Source organism: Leptospira jelokensis, from assembly GCF_004769635.1.
Classification (GTDB): domain Bacteria; phylum Spirochaetota; class Leptospiria; order Leptospirales; family Leptospiraceae; genus Leptospira_A; species Leptospira_A jelokensis.
On sequence record NZ_RQGH01000026.1, the window covers coordinates 258,291 to 276,233 of the forward strand.

General features: G+C 34.8%; 15 protein-coding genes. 10 read left to right on the forward strand and 5 right to left on the reverse strand.

What is annotated here, in order from left to right:
- The first annotated feature begins 208 nt into the window (after nucleotides 1–208).
- From EHQ62_RS11150 to EHQ62_RS11195, 10 genes are all read left to right on the forward strand, one after another.
- Nucleotides 209–508 carry a PadR family transcriptional regulator gene (locus EHQ62_RS11150; RefSeq protein ID WP_135642819.1) on the forward strand — a complete coding sequence of 100 codons (300 nt, stop codon included), beginning with the start codon at nucleotides 209–211 and terminating at the stop codon, nucleotides 506–508.
- Between the two features lie 69 nt (nucleotides 509–577).
- The gene (gene chrA / locus EHQ62_RS11155; RefSeq protein WP_135642821.1) at nucleotides 578–1,750 is read left to right on the forward strand and encodes a chromate efflux transporter; all 1,173 of its coding nucleotides are present in this window, start codon (nucleotides 578–580) and stop codon (nucleotides 1,748–1,750) included.
- An 84-nt stretch (nucleotides 1,751–1,834) separates the two neighbouring features.
- Nucleotides 1,835–2,332, forward strand: a complete 498-nt coding sequence (locus tag EHQ62_RS11160) for a DinB family protein (protein WP_135642823.1) — start codon at nucleotides 1,835–1,837, stop codon at nucleotides 2,330–2,332.
- Nucleotide 2,333: 1 nt separating this feature from the next.
- Complete coding sequence (locus EHQ62_RS11165; protein ID WP_135642824.1) at nucleotides 2,334–2,756, forward strand: hypothetical protein; 423 nt, start codon at nucleotides 2,334–2,336, stop codon at nucleotides 2,754–2,756.
- On the forward strand, nucleotides 2,731–3,180 hold the full coding sequence (locus tag EHQ62_RS11170) for a GNAT family N-acetyltransferase (protein ID WP_135642826.1): 450 nt from the start codon (nucleotides 2,731–2,733) through the stop codon (nucleotides 3,178–3,180). Before EHQ62_RS11165 ends, EHQ62_RS11170 begins: the two co-directional genes overlap by 26 nt.
- A gap of 24 nt (nucleotides 3,181–3,204) precedes the next feature.
- A complete protein-coding gene (locus EHQ62_RS11175) occupies nucleotides 3,205–3,816 on the forward strand; it encodes an FMN-binding negative transcriptional regulator (RefSeq protein WP_135642828.1) in 612 nt (203 codons plus the stop codon).
- Nucleotides 3,817–3,871: 55 nt separating this feature from the next.
- Nucleotides 3,872–5,434, forward strand: a complete 1,563-nt coding sequence (locus EHQ62_RS11180) for an NAD(P)/FAD-dependent oxidoreductase (protein WP_135642830.1) — start codon at nucleotides 3,872–3,874, stop codon at nucleotides 5,432–5,434.
- Nucleotide 5,435: 1 nt separating this feature from the next.
- Entirely contained in the window at nucleotides 5,436–6,734 is a 1,299-nt protein-coding gene (locus EHQ62_RS11185; protein ID WP_135642832.1) for a DUF2079 domain-containing protein, read from the forward strand.
- Between the two features lie 36 nt (nucleotides 6,735–6,770).
- Complete coding sequence (locus tag EHQ62_RS11190; RefSeq protein WP_135642834.1) at nucleotides 6,771–7,346, forward strand: LBF_2127 family putative lipoprotein; 576 nt, start codon at nucleotides 6,771–6,773, stop codon at nucleotides 7,344–7,346.
- Nucleotides 7,316–7,678, forward strand: a complete 363-nt coding sequence (locus EHQ62_RS11195; RefSeq protein WP_135642836.1) for a hypothetical protein — start codon at nucleotides 7,316–7,318, stop codon at nucleotides 7,676–7,678. Before EHQ62_RS11190 ends, EHQ62_RS11195 begins: the two co-directional genes overlap by 31 nt.
- Here EHQ62_RS11195 and EHQ62_RS11200 read toward each other — a convergent pair.
- From EHQ62_RS11200 to EHQ62_RS11220, 5 genes are all read right to left on the reverse strand, one after another.
- On the reverse strand, nucleotides 7,675–8,979 hold the full coding sequence (locus EHQ62_RS11200) for a TolC family protein (RefSeq protein ID WP_425269537.1): 1,305 nt from the start codon (nucleotides 8,977–8,979) through the stop codon (nucleotides 7,675–7,677). The genes EHQ62_RS11195 and EHQ62_RS11200 overlap by 4 nt on opposite strands.
- A gap of 62 nt (nucleotides 8,980–9,041) precedes the next feature.
- The gene (locus EHQ62_RS11205) at nucleotides 9,042–12,107 is read right to left on the reverse strand and encodes an ATP-binding cassette domain-containing protein (RefSeq protein ID WP_135642840.1); all 3,066 of its coding nucleotides are present in this window, start codon (nucleotides 12,105–12,107) and stop codon (nucleotides 9,042–9,044) included.
- A 2-nt stretch (nucleotides 12,108–12,109) separates the two neighbouring features.
- On the reverse strand, nucleotides 12,110–13,213 hold the full coding sequence (locus tag EHQ62_RS11210; RefSeq protein WP_135642842.1) for a beta-barrel domain-containing protein: 1,104 nt from the start codon (nucleotides 13,211–13,213) through the stop codon (nucleotides 12,110–12,112).
- A complete protein-coding gene (locus EHQ62_RS11215) occupies nucleotides 13,206–16,271 on the reverse strand; it encodes a peptidase domain-containing ABC transporter (protein ID WP_135642843.1) in 3,066 nt (1,021 codons plus the stop codon). The genes EHQ62_RS11210 and EHQ62_RS11215 overlap by 8 nt, the downstream gene beginning before the upstream one ends.
- Nucleotides 16,272–17,942 carry a nucleotidyl transferase family protein gene (locus tag EHQ62_RS11220; protein ID WP_135642845.1) on the reverse strand — a complete coding sequence of 557 codons (1,671 nt, stop codon included), beginning with the start codon at nucleotides 17,940–17,942 and terminating at the stop codon, nucleotides 16,272–16,274.
- Nucleotide 17,943 lies beyond the last annotated feature (1 nt).

Consider the following 17,943-nt stretch of genomic DNA (forward strand, 5'->3'; position numbering starts at 1 on the left):
GACAGAAGTGGAAATCCTTTCCCGAAGGGAAAGATTGGAACGTATGGCGCGGTCGATTCTGAAATGAAGGATCCTATTCCATGGGATGCGAGGCGCCCTTATGATTTCCAAAATTATACAGAGATTTATCTAGAATCTACACAATTAGCATATTAGAATCAATTTTTCCATTTGACAATCGATTTTCGATATCGTATTTTGATTTTGAATGAGAATAAATGAATTTTTCTCAAGTTTTATAAAAATTCATATTTTACACCATTGTCTAAAGGAAGATATTTATGGTGTTTGGATGATCGAAGAGTTAAAAGAACATGGTTATAACATTAGCCCTGGATCATTGTATCCACTGCTCAGAAATCTAGAAGAAAAAGGACTCATTCGATCCCGCATAGAACAAACGGGAAAAGTAAAACGAAAATTCTATCGCATCACACCCAAAGGAAAAAAAGAACTTATTTCCGCTAAAATCAAACTTAAGGAGTTAATTGGTGAAATACTTAAATAAACTATTGTTAGTTGAAAGAAGTGGAGCATTATCAATTGATCAATATTTAAAAGATAAAAGGAGTAAAAGATGAAAATTTTCCAAGTTTTTATAACCGCAATGAAACTCGGCTGTACCTCGTTTGGTGGACCCATTGCACACTTAAGTTATTTTCACGATGAGTATGTTACAAAAAAAAGATGGATTAGCGCACATGCCTACGCTGATTTAGTAGCCCTTTGCCAATTTTTACCAGGTCCTGCAAGTAGCCAGGTTGGAATGGCTATCGGACTATCAAGAGCAGGAATTTTAGGAGCAATTGTTTCTTGGATTGGGTTCACCCTACCTTCCGCTTTGATATTAATATTATTTGGACTTGGACTTTCCCAAATTGAGGTAGCAAACCATAAACACTGGTTACATGGATTAAAGGTTGTCGCAGTGGCAGTAGTGGCACAAGCAATATTAGGAATGGGCAAAAAACTTTGTCCCGATAAGGAGAGGTTAACAATTGCGATTATAACAAGCGTAATACTCTTATTTTTTAGCTCAGCAATCTTACAAATCTCATTATTAGTTATTTCTGGTTTTATTGGTGTATATTTCTTAAAATCCAAAGAAGACTTCCCTCACGATTCCATTCATAAAGGTAAAAAATCAATTGGTTTTATTTTTTTAGCACTTTTTCTTATTTTTTTGTTTGTTTTACCTTTGCTACGAACGATTGTTAAAGTAACAGAAGTGCAATATTTTGATAGCTTTTATCGGGCGGGAGCGCTTGTTTTTGGTGGAGGCCATGTTGTTTTGCCTTTATTACAAGCAGAAGTTGTTCCAACGGGTTGGGTAAGTAACGATCTATTTATGGCTGGTTACGGATTGTCCAACGCAATTCCTGGTCCTCTCTTTGCATTTAGTAGTTTTTTAGGTGCTGTTTCGATTGTTTCGCCAAATGGCTGGGCAGGAGCTATCCTATGTTTGGTGGCTGCTTTTTTACCTTCGTTTTTACTTATAGTGGGTGCCCTACCTTTTTGGGAGAGTCTAAGAAAAAACCAAACCATCAGAAAAGCAATGTTAGGAATCAATGCATCGGTTGTGGGAATTTTACTAGCGGCATTTTATAATCCAGTTTGGACGAGTGCAGTATTTTCTCCGAAAGACTTTGCAATCGTAATCGTTGGATTTTTACTATTGGAATTTTGGAAAGTGCCTTCCTGGTTAGTGGTCATCGCTACAGTTGCCATTAGTTTTGTGATTTACTTATGATTTTTTAGAATAGGAAGAAAAGGAAAATATTTACAATTTGAATTTCTCATTGTCTCCTTAGATGACATGGAAAAATCTTTCCGTATGAAAGATTTTTTCTTAAGGAACAATGAGTATCACCTTTGGGCCACTAATCTTTTATTCCAATCGATCAATTCCTTACCGAATGATGATTATAAAAAAGATATGGGTTTATTCTTTAAATCCATTCATGGCACTCTCAATCATTTGTTAGTTGTGGAGAAAGTTTGGTATTCAAGACTTATTGGAGAAACTTACATCCCAAATTCATTGGGGGAAGAATTAGAATCCAACAAAGAATTGTTACAAGAAAAATTGATCCAAAGCATTGTGATTTGGAACGAATGGATAAAGAATTTTGATTCCTCACGTTGGCAAGATACATTTCGTTACAAAACCATGAGAGGATTTGAAGCAGAACTATTATATTGTGATGTGGTCCAACACAATATGAATCATAGGACTCACCATCGAGGTCAAATCACAGCCGCTATCACCGCCTTAGGTGGAACTTCACCAGAAATAGACTATGTATATTATTTACAATCTATAGGAAAATAACATGTGGAACCCTTCCAAAAAAATAAGAACAATATCCAATAAAATTTTATTGGTCATTTTTACTTTAACTTCGATCTTCCATGTCTTAGCTTTGTTACAAATTGTACCATACAAATACCTTTGGGGAGGAAGGTTGCAGTCACTCGAGGAAATGTATGTCATGGAATCCATTTCCCTGCTTGCAAATCTCTTTTTTGTTTACTGCAGTTACATTTATTTACAATATTTGAACAAGGGTTTGGTGCCCATTTGGATCCGATTGGTTTTCGGATTTATCGCTGCGATATTTTTTCTGAATACATTAGGGAATTTAATTGCAGTTACAGATTTAGAAACTTTACTGGCAACACCTGTCACTGCATTTCTATCAGTGGTTAGTTTCACTTTGGTACCAAAATATGAAAATCAGACAAGCGAACTTTAAAGACCTTTCTAAACTGGTAGAACTTTTCGATTTATACCGACAATTTTACGGTCAAAATAGCGATCTAGAAGGGGCTAACCAATTTTTGTTAGAACGAATGGAACATGGTCAATCGATAATTTTTATCGCTGAGGATCCCGAAACACAAGCTTTTGCTGGCTTTACACAATTGTATCCGGTATTTTCATCAATTTCAATGCAACGCTCCTACTTACTCAATGATTTGTATGTTAAACAAAATTACCGCAAACAAGGGATCGCCAAACAACTGATCAATGAAGCAAAATCCTTTACCAAAACGTTTGGTGGAAAAGGATTAGAACTTTCTACTTCAATGCACAACAAAGAGGCGCGTTCTTTGTACGGAAAGGAAGGTTTTGCAGAAGAAACTGAATTTTTGACTTATTTTTGGAAATCAAATTAACAGAAGCTACGAAGGCAAATTATCGTGTACATCCCAAAACAATTTCTAATGGAAAACGATTCCTTTTTCCAATTTGTAAAAGAAAATTCATTTGGAGTATTAGTTTCCGAAATAAAGGGAACTCTATCGGCAACTCATTTACCATTGTTAGTTTCCTCCGATCAGAAGTACCTGATTGGGCATTTTGCAAAACCAAATCCACAAAAAAATTCAAAAAACAAAGAAGTGCTTTGTATCTTTTCTGGACCACATTGTTATATCTCACCATCCTGGTACGAAACCAATCATTCTGTACCTACCTGGAATTATACTGCCGTTCATATCAGAGGTATCTTAACATACATGGAAGATCCTATTGAAATCCAAAAAAGTTTGGAACTACTCGTGAAAACATTTGAAACAGATACTTCAAGTTACCAATGGAACGAAGTAGATCCAAATTATTTGAAAGGATTGCTAAACGGAATCGTTCCTTTCAAAATTGAAATCACACACTGGGAAGGAAAAGAGAAACTGAGCCAAAACAATTCTATTGAAAGAAGGAAACTTGTGATTCAGAATCTAGAAAGAATGCCAGGCGAAAACGAAAAAGCGATTGCCAATTTAATGAAAAAATCCTTAGATCAGAATTCATAAGGATTGGAACATCTCACTTTCAACGAAATCGAAAGTTTGATTACAGTGAATTACATTGAAATTAGAATTAAATGTCAGAGTCACACCTGAAATTGCCTCAAGTCCTGATCATCTATTGCAGTTTGTCTCCAAACAAAACAAAATTCCAAAACAAGATATCAAACATATTGAATGTACGGCGAGATCCATTGATGCCAGGCAAAAAAATATAGTATTCCAATTACGTTTGGATGTGTATGTTAATGAAGAATTTGTTCCAACAAATTTCTCTCTTCCAAATTTCGCAAATGTTAGTTTAGAAGAACCAATCCTCATCATCGGTGCCGGGCCAGCTGGTTTATTTGCCGCCTTACGAGTCTTAGAACTTGGAAAAAAACCCATCATCATCGAAAGGGGAAAAAATGTTAAAGATAGAGTGGCAGATTTAAGAGGTATCAATGTCCACCATATCGTAAACGAAGATTCAAATTACTGTTTTGGAGAAGGTGGTGCAGGAACCTATTCCGATGGAAAACTTTATACAAGATCAAAAAAAAGGGGAAATATTAGAAAGGTATTAGAATACCTTGTAGCCTTCGGAGCAACCAAACAAATATTAGTCGATGCACACCCCCACATTGGTACGAACAAATTACCTAGAATCATTCAAAATATCAGAGAATGTATCTTATCTGCAGGTGGAGAGGTTCATTTCAATACACGAGTCACTGATCTAATCCTAAATGGAAAATCCATTAAAGGTGTCCAAACCTCTAACGGACAAAAATGGATGGCAAATCATGTTATCATTGCAACGGGTCATTCTGGTAGAGAGATCTTTCATTTACTACATGAAAAGGGGATTGAAATCCATACAAAACCTCTTGCCATTGGTGTTCGAGTGGAACACCCACAAAGTTTAATTGATTCCATTCAATACCATTGTGAAACAAAAAATCCATTATTACCTGCATCGGAATATTCACTGGTGAAACAAATCAATGGTAGAGGTGTGTATAGCTTTTGTATGTGTCCAGGAGGTGTCATTGCACCTTGCGCTACAAAACCGGGAGAAGTTGTTACCAATGGTTGGTCAAGCGCAGAACGTTCCAGACCAACTGCGAATTCCGGAATTGTCGTAGAACTGAGATTAGATGATTTTAAAACATTTGAATCTTCAGGAGTATTCTCAGCCTTACAATACCAATCTTCAATCGAACAAAAAGCATTTTTAGTTAATGGTGGCACACAAAAAGCTCCTGCCCAAAGAATGGTAGACTTCACAAAAAATATAGTATCATCAGACCTTCCGAAAACTTCCTATACACCCGGCCTGGTATCAGTATCCTTATCCGAAGTTTTACCTCCACTCATTGTAGAAGCATTACAAAAAGGATTTAAAGAATTTGATTCTTCAATGAAAGGATACTTCACCAATGAAGCCATTTTACATGCTCCTGAAACCAGAACATCTTCTCCCATTCAAATTCCAAGAAATCCTGAGACCTTAGAACATATCTCAATCAAAGGATTATACCCTTGTGGCGAAGGCGCAGGTTATGCAGGCGGAATTGTATCTGCTGCCATCGATGGGATGAAATGTGCAGAGGCAGCACTTACAGGTAGCTTCACCAAGTAAGATGAGATCATTTGGGAAGTTTATCCCAACCTTTTTCTTATGGAGCATCGTTTTTTATTTTTTATCTGAACGTGCCATCTTTCGTTACCATCATATGGGTGCGGGCGTTGATATTGGACTCTTTGAAAATCTTTTTTATCAGCTAAACCATACAGGAAATGCCATCACATCACTTGGTTTAGATGGCAATGCCCACCATTATTTCGCTGACCATATCAATTGGTATATTTATCCAATTGCTCTACTCTATCATTTTTTTCCTGGGGTTGAGTTTTTACTCATTTTACAAGCATTACTATTAAGTATCCCGATCTTAATTATACCATTTTTTGAATATAAAAAATCATATCTATATGCCTATCCATTGTTATATGCCTTGTATTTACCAATCTATTGGATTCAAGTCTTTGATTTCCATCCCGAGGTAATTTGGATTCCCTTATTTTTTTTGTTTTTTTTATTCTGGAGGAACCAATCCAAATTTTGGTTATTGTTTTTTTGCCTTAGCCTTCTGACCAAAGAGGAAACAAGTTTGGTTTGGCTTTTTTTTTCAATATTGATTTGGAACTCGCATCCGAAAGAGAGTAAACTCATAGGAATCATTTCTTTTCTTTATTTTATACTTTCTCTTTATTTACTCAATCATTTTTACCACAAACCTACTCCTTATCAACTGGCACATTTAGAACGTTATGAAGACCCACTTACAGCGATTAAAAGCCTACATTTGTTTCCCTATTTATTTTTATTTTTGACCTTACCATTTTTGTTTCTACCCTTCTTCCATCGTATGGCTTGGTGTTTACTACCTTATGCCTTGTATTCACTATTTTCCAAATTCGAAGTAAACAAAAGTCCTTTTACCCATCATAGTTTTTTGCCCATTCCCATTCTTTTCATCTGTATGACTGAAACGATAGAAACCATTTTTTCCAAACGAAAACAAATTCTAATTTTTTCTTCTCTTTTGGTTTCCGCGATTATGTTTGGATTATTTGGCCCTTTAACAAAAACATATTCCTATCGGAAAGACTTTATGAACCGGCAAGTAACACCTGAAGATGTTTCTGAGTTACGCCAACTCCTTCCAGGGGAGTCTATAGTTTCCAATGTGCCGCAATACCTTTCCAATCGAAACGAAATCCAGTTGTTTCTACCTAACAAAAACTATACGGCCAAATTTTTTGTTTTCTACCAAGGAAAAAACTTTGGTATCCCAGATGATGTTCCTTCTGGGTATTCGCTCTTTTCAAAAAGAGAAAACCACATTCTCATCTTCCAACGAAAGAAAATTGATTGATTGATTCATTAAATTCTGAACGATCAAACCGTGAGAATGAAACAATTTTTACCCCTTTTCGGCATTTTGTTCCTGTTACAATGTGCAACTGATCTTCGGCAAGTCCCTCCTCCAACAATCAATGGAAATACCGATCGAATCAAATCCAAGTTAAACCTTGTCATTGGGAAGTTTGAAATTTTATCCGCAGATCGTGGAGTATATACAGATGCTTGGAGGAAATCATTTAAAGGTCACTTACAATCAGCCGCTTTATTTTCCAATGTTCTGACTGAGCTAGAACCAAATTCCTTAAAAGAATTTTATACCATCGATATTGAAATGAAAACCAATTATGACGATAAATACAATTGGTGGATTTCATGGCCTGCCCTTTGGCCATTCACAGCAATTTGGCCCATCCAATACCGAATAGGTGAATACAGTGTGGAGTTTCAATACAAACTCTTTTTAAATCAGAATTTGGTAAAAGAGGAGACTATTGTCAAAAAGGGAAATGCCCTCGAATACCTATATGGTTTTTACCAAGTGCGGAAATTCCAACGAATGGTTGAAGAAACAAACTTAGAAGCAGTAAATTCATGTATCAAAAGTATAGAAGAATCATTGTAATCATTATTTTTTCGCAAGTGGTAAGTTGTGTAAGCATTCCTTTCCAACCTGCTAACAATACTGATGAGTGTTTGGCATATTATTTCCAAACGAAACGCCAAGTAACAGAAATTTTTGATGAAAACGTTTTAACATTGGGATTGGTGGTAAGTTTATCAATACTCAATACAGCGATTTCGCCAATTTTTGTTTATCCACTTCTCACAACACCTTTCATTCAATTTAGAAACAAAATGCGAGCGGATGACGTTCTAAATCAATGGAAAACAGAAAAATGTGGAATGAAAAAAGGAAATCAAATCGAAACGGAACCTGGAAATTTAGGACTTTAATTGTTTAAAAACTTCATGGTGTCACCAAGAAGTAAACCAATTTGTAGTCTCAATTGAATCAAATCATATCGATTTTGGATTTCGTTTCGCATTACATCTCTTAAACGTCTATCTACCGTCTGCAATTCGATAATAGATGCCGAACCTGTTTTGTATGCCTTTTCCATGATTTGATAGTTTTCTTCAGCAATCCTTTTGCTTTCTCTGGAAATTTCATACAATTCCACAAGGTTATTGTGTTGTTGGATGAGTTCATACAAAAACAAACCTGTATTTTCACGTAAAAATTGAGATTCTGATTTTGCTAACTTAACTTCAATTTTTGATTTTTCAAATTCGTTTTTGTCCAACCAACGATTGAATAATGGAAATCGAAAACCAAAATTTCCTCCAACATTAAAATCAGAATCAGATGACCTAGCATAAAGACTATAATCATTTCGACTATAGTCATACAATTGCTGAGAGTTTGTCCATGTCCCACTAAGTCCCGAATAAGATTCCCTTGCATTTTGATTATAAACATTTACAAAAAAATTGGGAACCCATAAATCGTTAAATCTAACTTGTTTTTGAACTTCTAAAATTTTTACTTTATTCAATGTTAAAACGATATCAAAATTTAACTCCGATAAGTTTTTTTCGTATTCTTTTAAAGTTTCTTCTAGAGGCAAAATTTTATATTCACGTTCTGGAATTTGTTTTAAAGTCACATCTTTTAATAAAAACTTTCTTCGAAAGATCGATTGGCTTTTTTGTTGGTCTAATCTTGATTTAATTGCATTGTATTTATAAAAGAAGTAATCCACTTTTGAGTTTTGAGTCACTAAGTAGGATTCAATACCTTGTTTGTAAAGCTTTTGAACTGTCTGGAACTGTTTGTCTGCATCTGATTCATTGGAAAAATCATAATCGTAAAATGCCAACAGTTTTAATGTTTCAGCATATTGAAAGGCTTGGTCAAAAAGTTCCTTTTGGTACAAAGCTCTGTATTCCAAAAGTAAACGTTCATACTCTAATTCTAAAATCAGATTGGTGAAGATCGTATTACCTTGTTCCCCAAAATTCCAATTCAGATTGAGAGTAGTATTCCAACCTTTACGATTGTAACCATCTCCACGAAGTGATTCAAAAAATGGAGTATGGTCTAAATTGACAGAGGGCAAATAACGTAAATTTTTAGAGTCTATATCAACTTTTTTACGTTGGATTTCTAGTTCTTTTAATTTTAGTTCGTATGATTTTTCACCAACTAACTTTGGTAAATCTGTAAAATAAACAACTTCCCCTGCCAATAGAATGTTTGACAAAAAAAGTAATACAAGAACAGAGAAAAATTTCCTAAAGTGAGTCACTAAATCAATTATCGGATTGCTTCTTGTTTAGAATGAAGTAATTGATAAATTCCACCCTTGGAAAGTAACTCCTTGTGACTTCCTTTTGAGTCCAATTTACCTCTTTCCAAAACAAAAATTTGATCATAATGTCGGATTGTATCCAATCGGTGTGCAACTGTAATCACGGTCGCTTCGGCAAAAACAGTGTTTAAATGTGACAGAATTCTTAATTCTGTCTCCTTATCAAGTGAGGCAGTTGGCTCATCCAAAAGTAAAACATTAGGCCGTTGTAAAAACAATCGGGCAATGGAAATTCTCTGTTTTTGACCACCTGAGAAACTAAACCCTCTGTCTGCTAATTCCGTATCATAACCCAATGGTAATTTTACAATATCGTCATGAATACAAGCGAGTTTTGCCGCCTCAACAACTTCACTCAATGTGGCCTCCGGTTTTGTGATGGATATATTTTCCCTCACCGTTCCTGCAATCAGTGGATTTTCTTGGAAACAAACTCCAATTTTTGTTCTTAAACTGGGCAACCAAATCTCGTTTAAAGATATTTCATCAACGAATATCTCACCTTGTTTAGGGTTATAGAGTCCTAACAAAAGTTTAATGATTGTTGATTTGCCACTACCACTTCTGCCGACAAATGCAACTTTTTTTCCAGCTTGAATTTTTAATGATAAATTTCGAATTCCTGACTCTGGTTTTTGGTTATCATATGCAAAATTGATATTTCTAAATTCGATATCACCTTTGACTTCTGGTAAATCAACTTTGAACAAATTATCTTTATCAGATATTTCGCTATCTAATGACTCAAAACTCCTCAATCGATTCCATGCTAAATTTGCTTTTTGAAATTTCAAAAAATCATCATATAAAGAAATCAAAGGTGTCCTGATATAAGTGATCAATCCTACGATTGCATACAAAGTTCCCAAAGTAAGTAAATCATTTAATATCAATAAGCTCCCCACAAGCAAAACGGCTACAATTGTGATTTGTCTAAAGAAATCTGTATTGGTTGATAATAGATTTGAATAAAATAATTTTTTACTTTCTGAATTCAATTGAGAAGTCAGTCGTTTTTCAAAATCCCATCTATGAGAATAGGTGGCTCCCAAGTTTTTGATGGTTTCAAATCCATTTACAGATTCTATAAAGTAACTTAAGGTTTCCGATCGTTTTAAAGATTCCTTTTTGGTTTCCTCAATAATTTTTGGAGATAAAAATCTAAGTACCAAAAACTCAGGTATGATCAGAAGTATAATGATGAAAAGTAATATGGGTGATAAAAACAAAAAGATGATGAATACAAAAGAACTAAAAATCAAATCAAAAATCTTCATCGCACCTTGATCTGAAAAAAATAAAATTACTGATTCAATCTCTTCCCATCGATTTAAGATCTCTCCTTTTTTATTTCTCTCAAAAAATGATATTGGTAAAGATATCAATTTCACTAAAAAACGAATCGCTATCGTTTGGTTCACACGATTACTTGTAAAAAAAATTACATTCGATCGGAAGTATCCTAAAAAGGACTGTGATACACTGAGTAAAACAATTGCAAAAATCACTGGTAGAAAAAATTCTCGATTCTCCTGTAACAAAACTGCATCAATGAGATACAAATTCACTAATGGAATGAATACTTCTAATCCCTTTAATAAAAAACTCGCAAGGATTCCTGCTTTCAAGTATTGGATCGCTGGTAAAAAATATTCTCCTATGCCAGCAAAAAAACGATTTTTCCATTCAAAGGAAGCCTTTGGTAAAACTTTAGGAACAAAATAAATTAATATCTTAGATGATTCTTTTTCCCATTCTTCACGTAGTAAAATAGTTTCACCATTTTCAGGATCGAGTATTGTTACATACTTTTTACCAATTTGTTTGACAATGATGAACCGGGTATTTTCAAAAAAGTTAATGGTAGGTATTGAAGCAATTTCTGATTCGTGATCCCTCCAATTTACAAAATAACAAGTTCCCTTTTCTTCTCCGAAACATTGTTTCCAATGGTATGGAAGGATATCGTGATCAAAATCAGGAAACAAGGGATCGGAATCATATTCCGCAAATGAATACCCCCAATACCGAAAAATCATTTTCCGACATACATCACCGGATTGCGACTTTCCTTCTTGGAATAAAAATGGAAACCGAATTTGATTTCTTAATGGAGGTGAAAATTTTAATTTTGGTAAAAAGTGAAACTGATCTTCTTCATAAATATTAGAAAATTCGAGATCACCATCATCTACTCTTTCCCCTAGATTTAATTTGCGTTCGTTCATAATGGAACGAATGGTTATGAGTAAACTTTCTGATTTTTTAAAAAAAGATTCTGCATGTTTTAAAGACAATTCATACACATAACTGTCTTCAATCGCCGTTACCGTTGCATTTCGAACTTTTTTTTCTAATACTCCCATCTCTCCAAGCACTGAACCAGCTTCGACAAAGGAATGATAATCTTTTTGCCAAGTTGATTTAGTAACTTTAAACTTTCCAGTTTTGATAAAATAAAGGGAAGAACTTACACTGCCTTCTTTGATTAATACTTGTCCTGAATTGATTTTGTGTTTAACAAGAAGTTTTGATAATTCTTGTATTTCCGAATTCGAAAGTTTTCGGAAATAAGGATGGATTCTCAATTCATCTCTTAGTTGGACGTTCTCCTTATATTCATCCCAAAGTTTTTTCCTTTGTTTATCTGATAAAATAAATTTTGCAAAAGTGGATGTTGGTAAAACCAATACTTTTGAGTTTTCTTCTGCATAGTATAGTTGTTTCTGTAAAGAATCAGAAGAATACTCTGCAATCCCATAAATTGTTTCTTCTGTAATGGTTTTAATTAGAAGTTCACTTTGGTTGATTTTAATTTTTACCTGAATCCTTCCCGTTTCCAATATCAAAATGGGAATGGAATCTGTTTCGTTTGCGGTGATTTTATCACCTGCAACGAGAGAGCGAAATTCGAATAACGATAAAAACTTTTTGACATCTGCTGAAGGTAATAATGATAAAAAGCTATCATCATGTACAAAATCAGGAATTGTTTTTAAGTTTCGTTTCAAACTCAATTCCTTGGATCCGCATATCGAAATAAAATTTGATAGATACTCTTTCGATCGATTACAATATCAGCGACAACTTTAAGGCCTGGAAATAATTGAAATTCTTTTCCATCTTGGTTTAGATCTTGGTTCCCAAGCACTAAAATCACCGAAAACGAATCTTTTTCTTTTGTATTTGGAATGATTTGTGAAACCGTTCCTTCCACCACACCAAAATCATTTTGATGGAATGCTTTCACTTTGATAACAGAACTTAATCCAATTCGTATGGCACCGATGTCTTTACTATTCACTTCGACAATTGCTTCTAAAGGTTGGCCTTCTTCCATAAGAGAAGCAACAGTTTGTCCTCGAATGATATTTTGCCCAACGTTGTTGACAGCAAGTTCACCGATAATACCAGAAAATGGCATACGGATCACTGCATTTGCCACTCTTTCTTTTTTTAATTTTGTATCACCACGTAAACTTGAGATTATATTTTCTTCTCTTTGGATTTCGTCTTTTAGATTTCCGAACTCCTCATTAAATTCCAATAAACTTTGATCATAAATAAACTTGGCACCTACTCCATTTTGAAAATCCATGTAGGCTTTCTTTAAGTTTACAAATTTATTCAATACTCCACCAGACAAAGCAGAACCAGGGTTATTCTCTAAATTATAAGCAAGGTTTTTCAGAATTTTTTCAGCTTCTCTTTTATTTCGGATGAGTCGTTGTAATTTTTTTTCTTCATATTCCAAATTGTTTGTATCTTTTGATAATTCAATTTGTTGTTCTGAAAATTCTAACTCCATGATGGGATCTCCTTTTTTAAGAAAATCCCCTGACTTAACGTACAAATTAGTTAAGGTACCTGTTTCCAATGCCTCTACAACGTGATAATTCCCTTTTGGTCTAATGTTTCCATTTGCTTGTACAACAACATCCACTCGTCCAAAAATTAAAAACAAAACAAAACATAGAAAAAAAACTGATATTAAATAAATTCCCTTTTTTTCCCAGTTCGGTGCCGGGTGTTTCAATAGTTCATCATAATATGAGGCAGAATGTCTTGATTCCCAATTGGAATCTGTTTCTTTTAGATTTTTAAATTTTTTAAACAAAACTTTCCTCCTCAGTGAACGTAGGGAATAAATGGTAATAATACCCTTTCGTTTGGATCAGTTCTGCGTGAGTGCCAACTTCAACAATTCTACCTTCATCCAAAACAATAATTTTATCAGCACTTACCGTACTATGCAAACGATGGGAAATTTGAATCACCGTTCTATCTTTAAAAACAGTTTCCCATTGCGATTGGATATGCGATTCTGTTTCCGAATCCAAAGCTGAGGTTGGTTCATCTAAAAATAAAATACTCGGGTTTGTGACCAAAGCCCTTGCAATTGCTAATCTTTGTTTTTGGCCTCCAGACAAACCTACACCTGATTCACCAATTTTTGTATCATATTGCATTGGGAATCTTTCCACAAATTGGTCTACAGATGCAAGTTTAGCGCCAGCTAACAAAGATTCTTTCCGTAAAGAAGGATTTTTTTTCGATAAATTCTCCAATATACTTCCAGAAAATAAAATAGGGTATTGTTCTACTGCTCCAAACTGGATTCTTACTTCTTCTGGATCTAAAGTTGATAAGTCAAAGGAATCAACAAATACCTTCCCTTTTGTAGGAGATAAAGTTCCCATCATGATTCTCATCAATGTCGTTTTACCACAACCACTGCGACCAACAATCGCAACTTTTTCTCCAGCTTCAATCTCCAAATCAATATCCTTTAATATTTCTGGAGTTCCTTCTCGATAACGAAAGCTGATATGATCTAGTTTTATTTTTCCTGTAAGTCTAGGTAACTCACCAAATGGGCGTAAGCTGACAATTTCACCTGGTAAGGAATAAATTTCAGACAACCTCATACGAGATTCTCTTAATTCGCTTAAGTCTTCATAAAGATGGCACAACCGAACAATTGGTTCCATTAACAATGAGTATAAAATCAAAAAACCTAAAAAACTCCCCAAGGAAAGTTGTTCATTTAAAACTTTATTCACTCCAAATGTAATGACTGCCACTAGTCCAATTTGTTCAAAAAACTTACTGATAAGTTCCAAAATTTGGACACGTTTGCCCACACGCAGATTTGTCAATATAGTTCGAGCAATTTCATTCAGGCCTTTAGAAAGATATCGACTTTCGATAGAAGAAGATTTGATTAGTTGGATACCAGAAAAAAGTGATAAAAAGAAAGTAGTTGTTTTCTTTTTGGATTCAAAACTATGTTTTTGTAATTTTTTAATCCTTGAACTTGAACGTACAACAACCAAAGCATAAATAATCAGAAAAAATAATCCTAAAAAGGATAATCCAACATCCAAACGAAACAATACCAAAAGATAAATCGGCAAAGTGATCAAATCTAAAATTAAAAACAATCCCGATCTTTGTGTGATTTCTAATATCCTTTGATTTTCTTTTAATCTTTGTGTAAAATCCCCTATTTCAAACCTTCTAAACTCAGGCAAAGTCAAATTCAATATATGTTGGAAAAATCTTACAAAATAATTATATTCTAAATTTTGCATCAGTCCTATTGAAATCAAGTTTCGAAATAGGGAAAACATGGTTTGAAAAAAGACTGCCAAGGAAACACCAACGACAATCGTAAATAAAAAATTACGATCAGAAAATACTAATACTTGGTCTACGATTTGGCGAACTAAATACGGAATTGATAATGATAAAATCGCTGAGAAAAATGTTGCTACCATCACCCAACGGATTTCCTTTTTTTTTGGACTAAACAACATCCTAAGTTCTTTAAAAAAACTTAGTAAACTTACTTCAGCAGACAAACTGGCCGGTGCCACTGAAAATTGTAAGATGATGCCATCCCAAACTTTTAGAAACTGATCTTTGCTAAGTTCAAAAACTCCTTTGATTGGATGGGAAATTAAAACTGCATCCAATTCCAGATCCACCAAATACAATAAACAAGGTATGTTTTCATCGTCTGTGATAAAAACTGGATTTTCTAAGGATGTTAATTCCAAAAAAGGAATCTGTAATTGTTTGGTTAAAAAACCATGTTTTTCCAATTCTATTGCGAGTTCAAAAATACCAGGGATAATATTTCGACTTAATTCATTTTTGATTCTAATTTTCCAATTGGATGGAAGTGGTTTATCAAAAACTCGAAGTGCGAGTTCGGAACAAACCAAGCCAACAAGACTCAATTGATCCGTTGTTACTTGTTCAATTAAAATTGTTTCCGTCGGTTTTTTGATTTCAAATCGTTTGGATACAAAAGGACGAATTGAATTTTCTTCTTTTTCTTTTGTTTTGTACGTTGAATATCTCAGTAATCTTGATTGAACGATTTCTTCTAGTTTATTCCCTTTTTCAGCACCAATGACTTTTCTAAAAATGGTTCCTGGAATTTGATAAAGTTCTGAGTCTTCTGCAGTAACTGCACTTGCTAATCGTTTTTGTTGTTTGAAGATTGCAATTTCGCCGAGGATATCCCCGGACTTCATGATCGAAATGATTTTTCTCGGATTCTCAGTTCGAATTTGAACTTTCCCTGACCTAACAATGTATGCAGATTCTCCTTCTTCACCTTCCACAAATATAAATTCACCTTGTGGGACTTTGATGAGTTGGATTGATTTTAAAATGGATTTGATTTCTTCAGGTGAAAGTTCCTCAAAAAAACTCAATTTCCTAACGTAATGAAATTTTTCCTGTTCCTCTTCACGGTGTTTCGCTTTTTCAGCGATTTCAGGATGAGCATCAACTAACTTTAGAAAACGAGAAGTAGGTAATAATAAAACGATGGAGGGCTCTAGAGCAAAATAATCATGTTTGGATGGGCTTTTTGTTAAGGTAATCCTTTCACCAATGGATTCACCAACTTCTACAAATGCATACCTCCCCAAATTCAAATCTTGTTTGTTTTGTTTCATTCCAAACTTGCCAGTGAGTACAAAATGAATGTATTCAGGCATTTGGTTGGCTTTGATTAAAGTTTGCCCTATCCTTAAAAATTTTACTTCAATGTACGGTATTAGAGTTTCCCTTTCTGATTCTTCTAATTCTGCCAATAAATAATTGGAACGGAATATTGCGCGAATTTTATCAAGGTTACGCCTAACGTCTGCTTGCATTTATTTTTCCGCTAACATTAACATATGAGTCACAGGAAAATCGAAGGGCATCAATTCCTCTGCTTTTACTGGATTGTCCTTGTTTGAAGTAAATAGTTTCACTTTTCCTTCATAACGATTTTGAACTAACCATTCGTTACGATACTCACAAGATTTAGGTGAAATACGAAATCCTATGGATTCTAAATTTTTTTTCCATTCGCTAAAGCTCCAAAAACAAAAGGATTCGTGCATTTCACTTTCCCAATTGTCAGTGTAATCTTTTTTAGAGATGTATTCACAAATGTCTCCTAGTTTCATACGTTGGTATTCTATACCATCGACGAAAACTCGACTCGCCCTGAGCACATAACCTTCTTCTTTTCGAAAGTCACGTTGGAATTGGAAAAATCGTTCCTTGGTGGACAAAGAATCTAGGAATTCTTTGAAATTGGGAAATTCTTCGGGGCGCCGGCCATGGTTTGTGCCTGAGTCCTCTTCCATCCAAACAAAAACCTCTTTTTCTTTCCCTTCCGGACCAACGACATCCCTGTTGATCCAAACCCCACCTAAAACGAGTTCTTCATACCGATTTTTAAGGAAAGAAAGCAATTGGTCACGGCCACCATAAGATTCAATTTCATGTGTGAGGGAAGAGGTATGGATGGTATTCATACTTAATGGTGGAAACACCAAGCCACTCACTGCATTTTTTCTAAGAAAAAAAACATTTGGGTTTATGAATTCACCATTTTCTTTTCGTTGTTCACAGATTTGGTAGAGATGCCTTGCAATCTCCACACCATAAAAATCAGATTCCAAAAAGTTTGGTTCTGATCCTATCAGTTTGATCCAAGAACCTACGGCACAACCAATGTCACCAATTCTACCAGGTTTTACAAATGGTTTGGTCTCATGGTATTTGAGTTCAGCAATTTCATCCATCTCTCGCACATACGTATTATAATCCCTAGATTCCGTTAGGTCTCCATCATCACCAATTAATGTGTCTGAAAACAACATATCCACTTTTTCAAAAAGACCGTAGTCTTTCCACAAACGGATGCTAGCTGGATCTAATTGGTCGTAAGTCTCGGATTGTCCACTTCCAAAACTACTAGGTTTCGTATTTTCGGAGTTATGAATCTCTCCAAAACCAACTCCATTCCGATTGGATTGTTTTCGTTTTAAGACGATATCCTCCAATTCTTCCCAAGGGAGTTTTGCAAAAAATTCAAGTTTAGGTCCAGGGACTTTTTCGACAGGAAGGATTTTAAATCCAAGTTTTAGGTATAAATTTGCAACAGGTGTGGAACAAAGAACGACCGTATTCTCTGGAGAAAGTGATAATTTTAACTCAGTTTCGACTTCAATTTTTTTAAGTGTATACGAAGCAAAGTTAGGTGACTGGCCAATATCATCAATCGGTATCACATAACTTGGTAACTCCAACTCTTTTGAAAAATCTTGGATCATCATTGCCCTTTGGTAGAGCGAAAGTGGGTTACGCCTTGTGTTATTGTGATTGGCCGATGTTATGGCAAAAATAATGGCAATTGGTGGATTGGAAATCCCCAACGGATTTCCAAATAAATCCAATGTTTCCGAGAGTCCATGCCTAACCAATTTGAGTAAGTACTCTTTTTGGTACTTGGTGAGGAGATGGTGACGCCCCGGAAACAGAAGGTACATT

What these genes read in the sequence shown, in the direction of transcription:
- EHQ62_RS11150 (WP_135642819.1), top strand. Translation starts at nt 209, where the DNA reads ATGAGAATAAATGAATTTTTCTCAAGTTTTATAAAAATTCATATTTTA.
- chrA (WP_135642821.1), top strand. Translation starts at nt 578, where the DNA reads ATGAAAATTTTCCAAGTTTTTATAACCGCAATGAAACTCGGCTGTACC.
- EHQ62_RS11160 (WP_135642823.1), top strand. Translation starts at nt 1,835, where the DNA reads ATGAAAGATTTTTTCTTAAGGAACAATGAGTATCACCTTTGGGCCACT.
- EHQ62_RS11165 (WP_135642824.1), top strand. Translation starts at nt 2,334, where the DNA reads ATGTGGAACCCTTCCAAAAAAATAAGAACAATATCCAATAAAATTTTA.
- EHQ62_RS11170 (WP_135642826.1), top strand. Translation starts at nt 2,731, where the DNA reads ATGAAAATCAGACAAGCGAACTTTAAAGACCTTTCTAAACTGGTAGAA.
- EHQ62_RS11185 (WP_135642832.1), top strand. Translation starts at nt 5,436, where the DNA reads ATGAGATCATTTGGGAAGTTTATCCCAACCTTTTTCTTATGGAGCATC.
- EHQ62_RS11190 (WP_135642834.1), top strand. Translation starts at nt 6,771, where the DNA reads ATGAAACAATTTTTACCCCTTTTCGGCATTTTGTTCCTGTTACAATGT.
- EHQ62_RS11195 (WP_135642836.1), top strand. Translation starts at nt 7,316, where the DNA reads ATGTATCAAAAGTATAGAAGAATCATTGTAATCATTATTTTTTCGCAA.
- EHQ62_RS11215 (WP_135642843.1), bottom strand. Translation starts at nt 16,271, where the DNA reads ATGCAAGCAGACGTTAGGCGTAACCTTGATAAAATTCGCGCAATATTC.
- EHQ62_RS11220 (WP_135642845.1), bottom strand. Translation starts at nt 17,942, where the DNA reads ATGTACCTTCTGTTTCCGGGGCGTCACCATCTCCTCACCAAGTACCAA.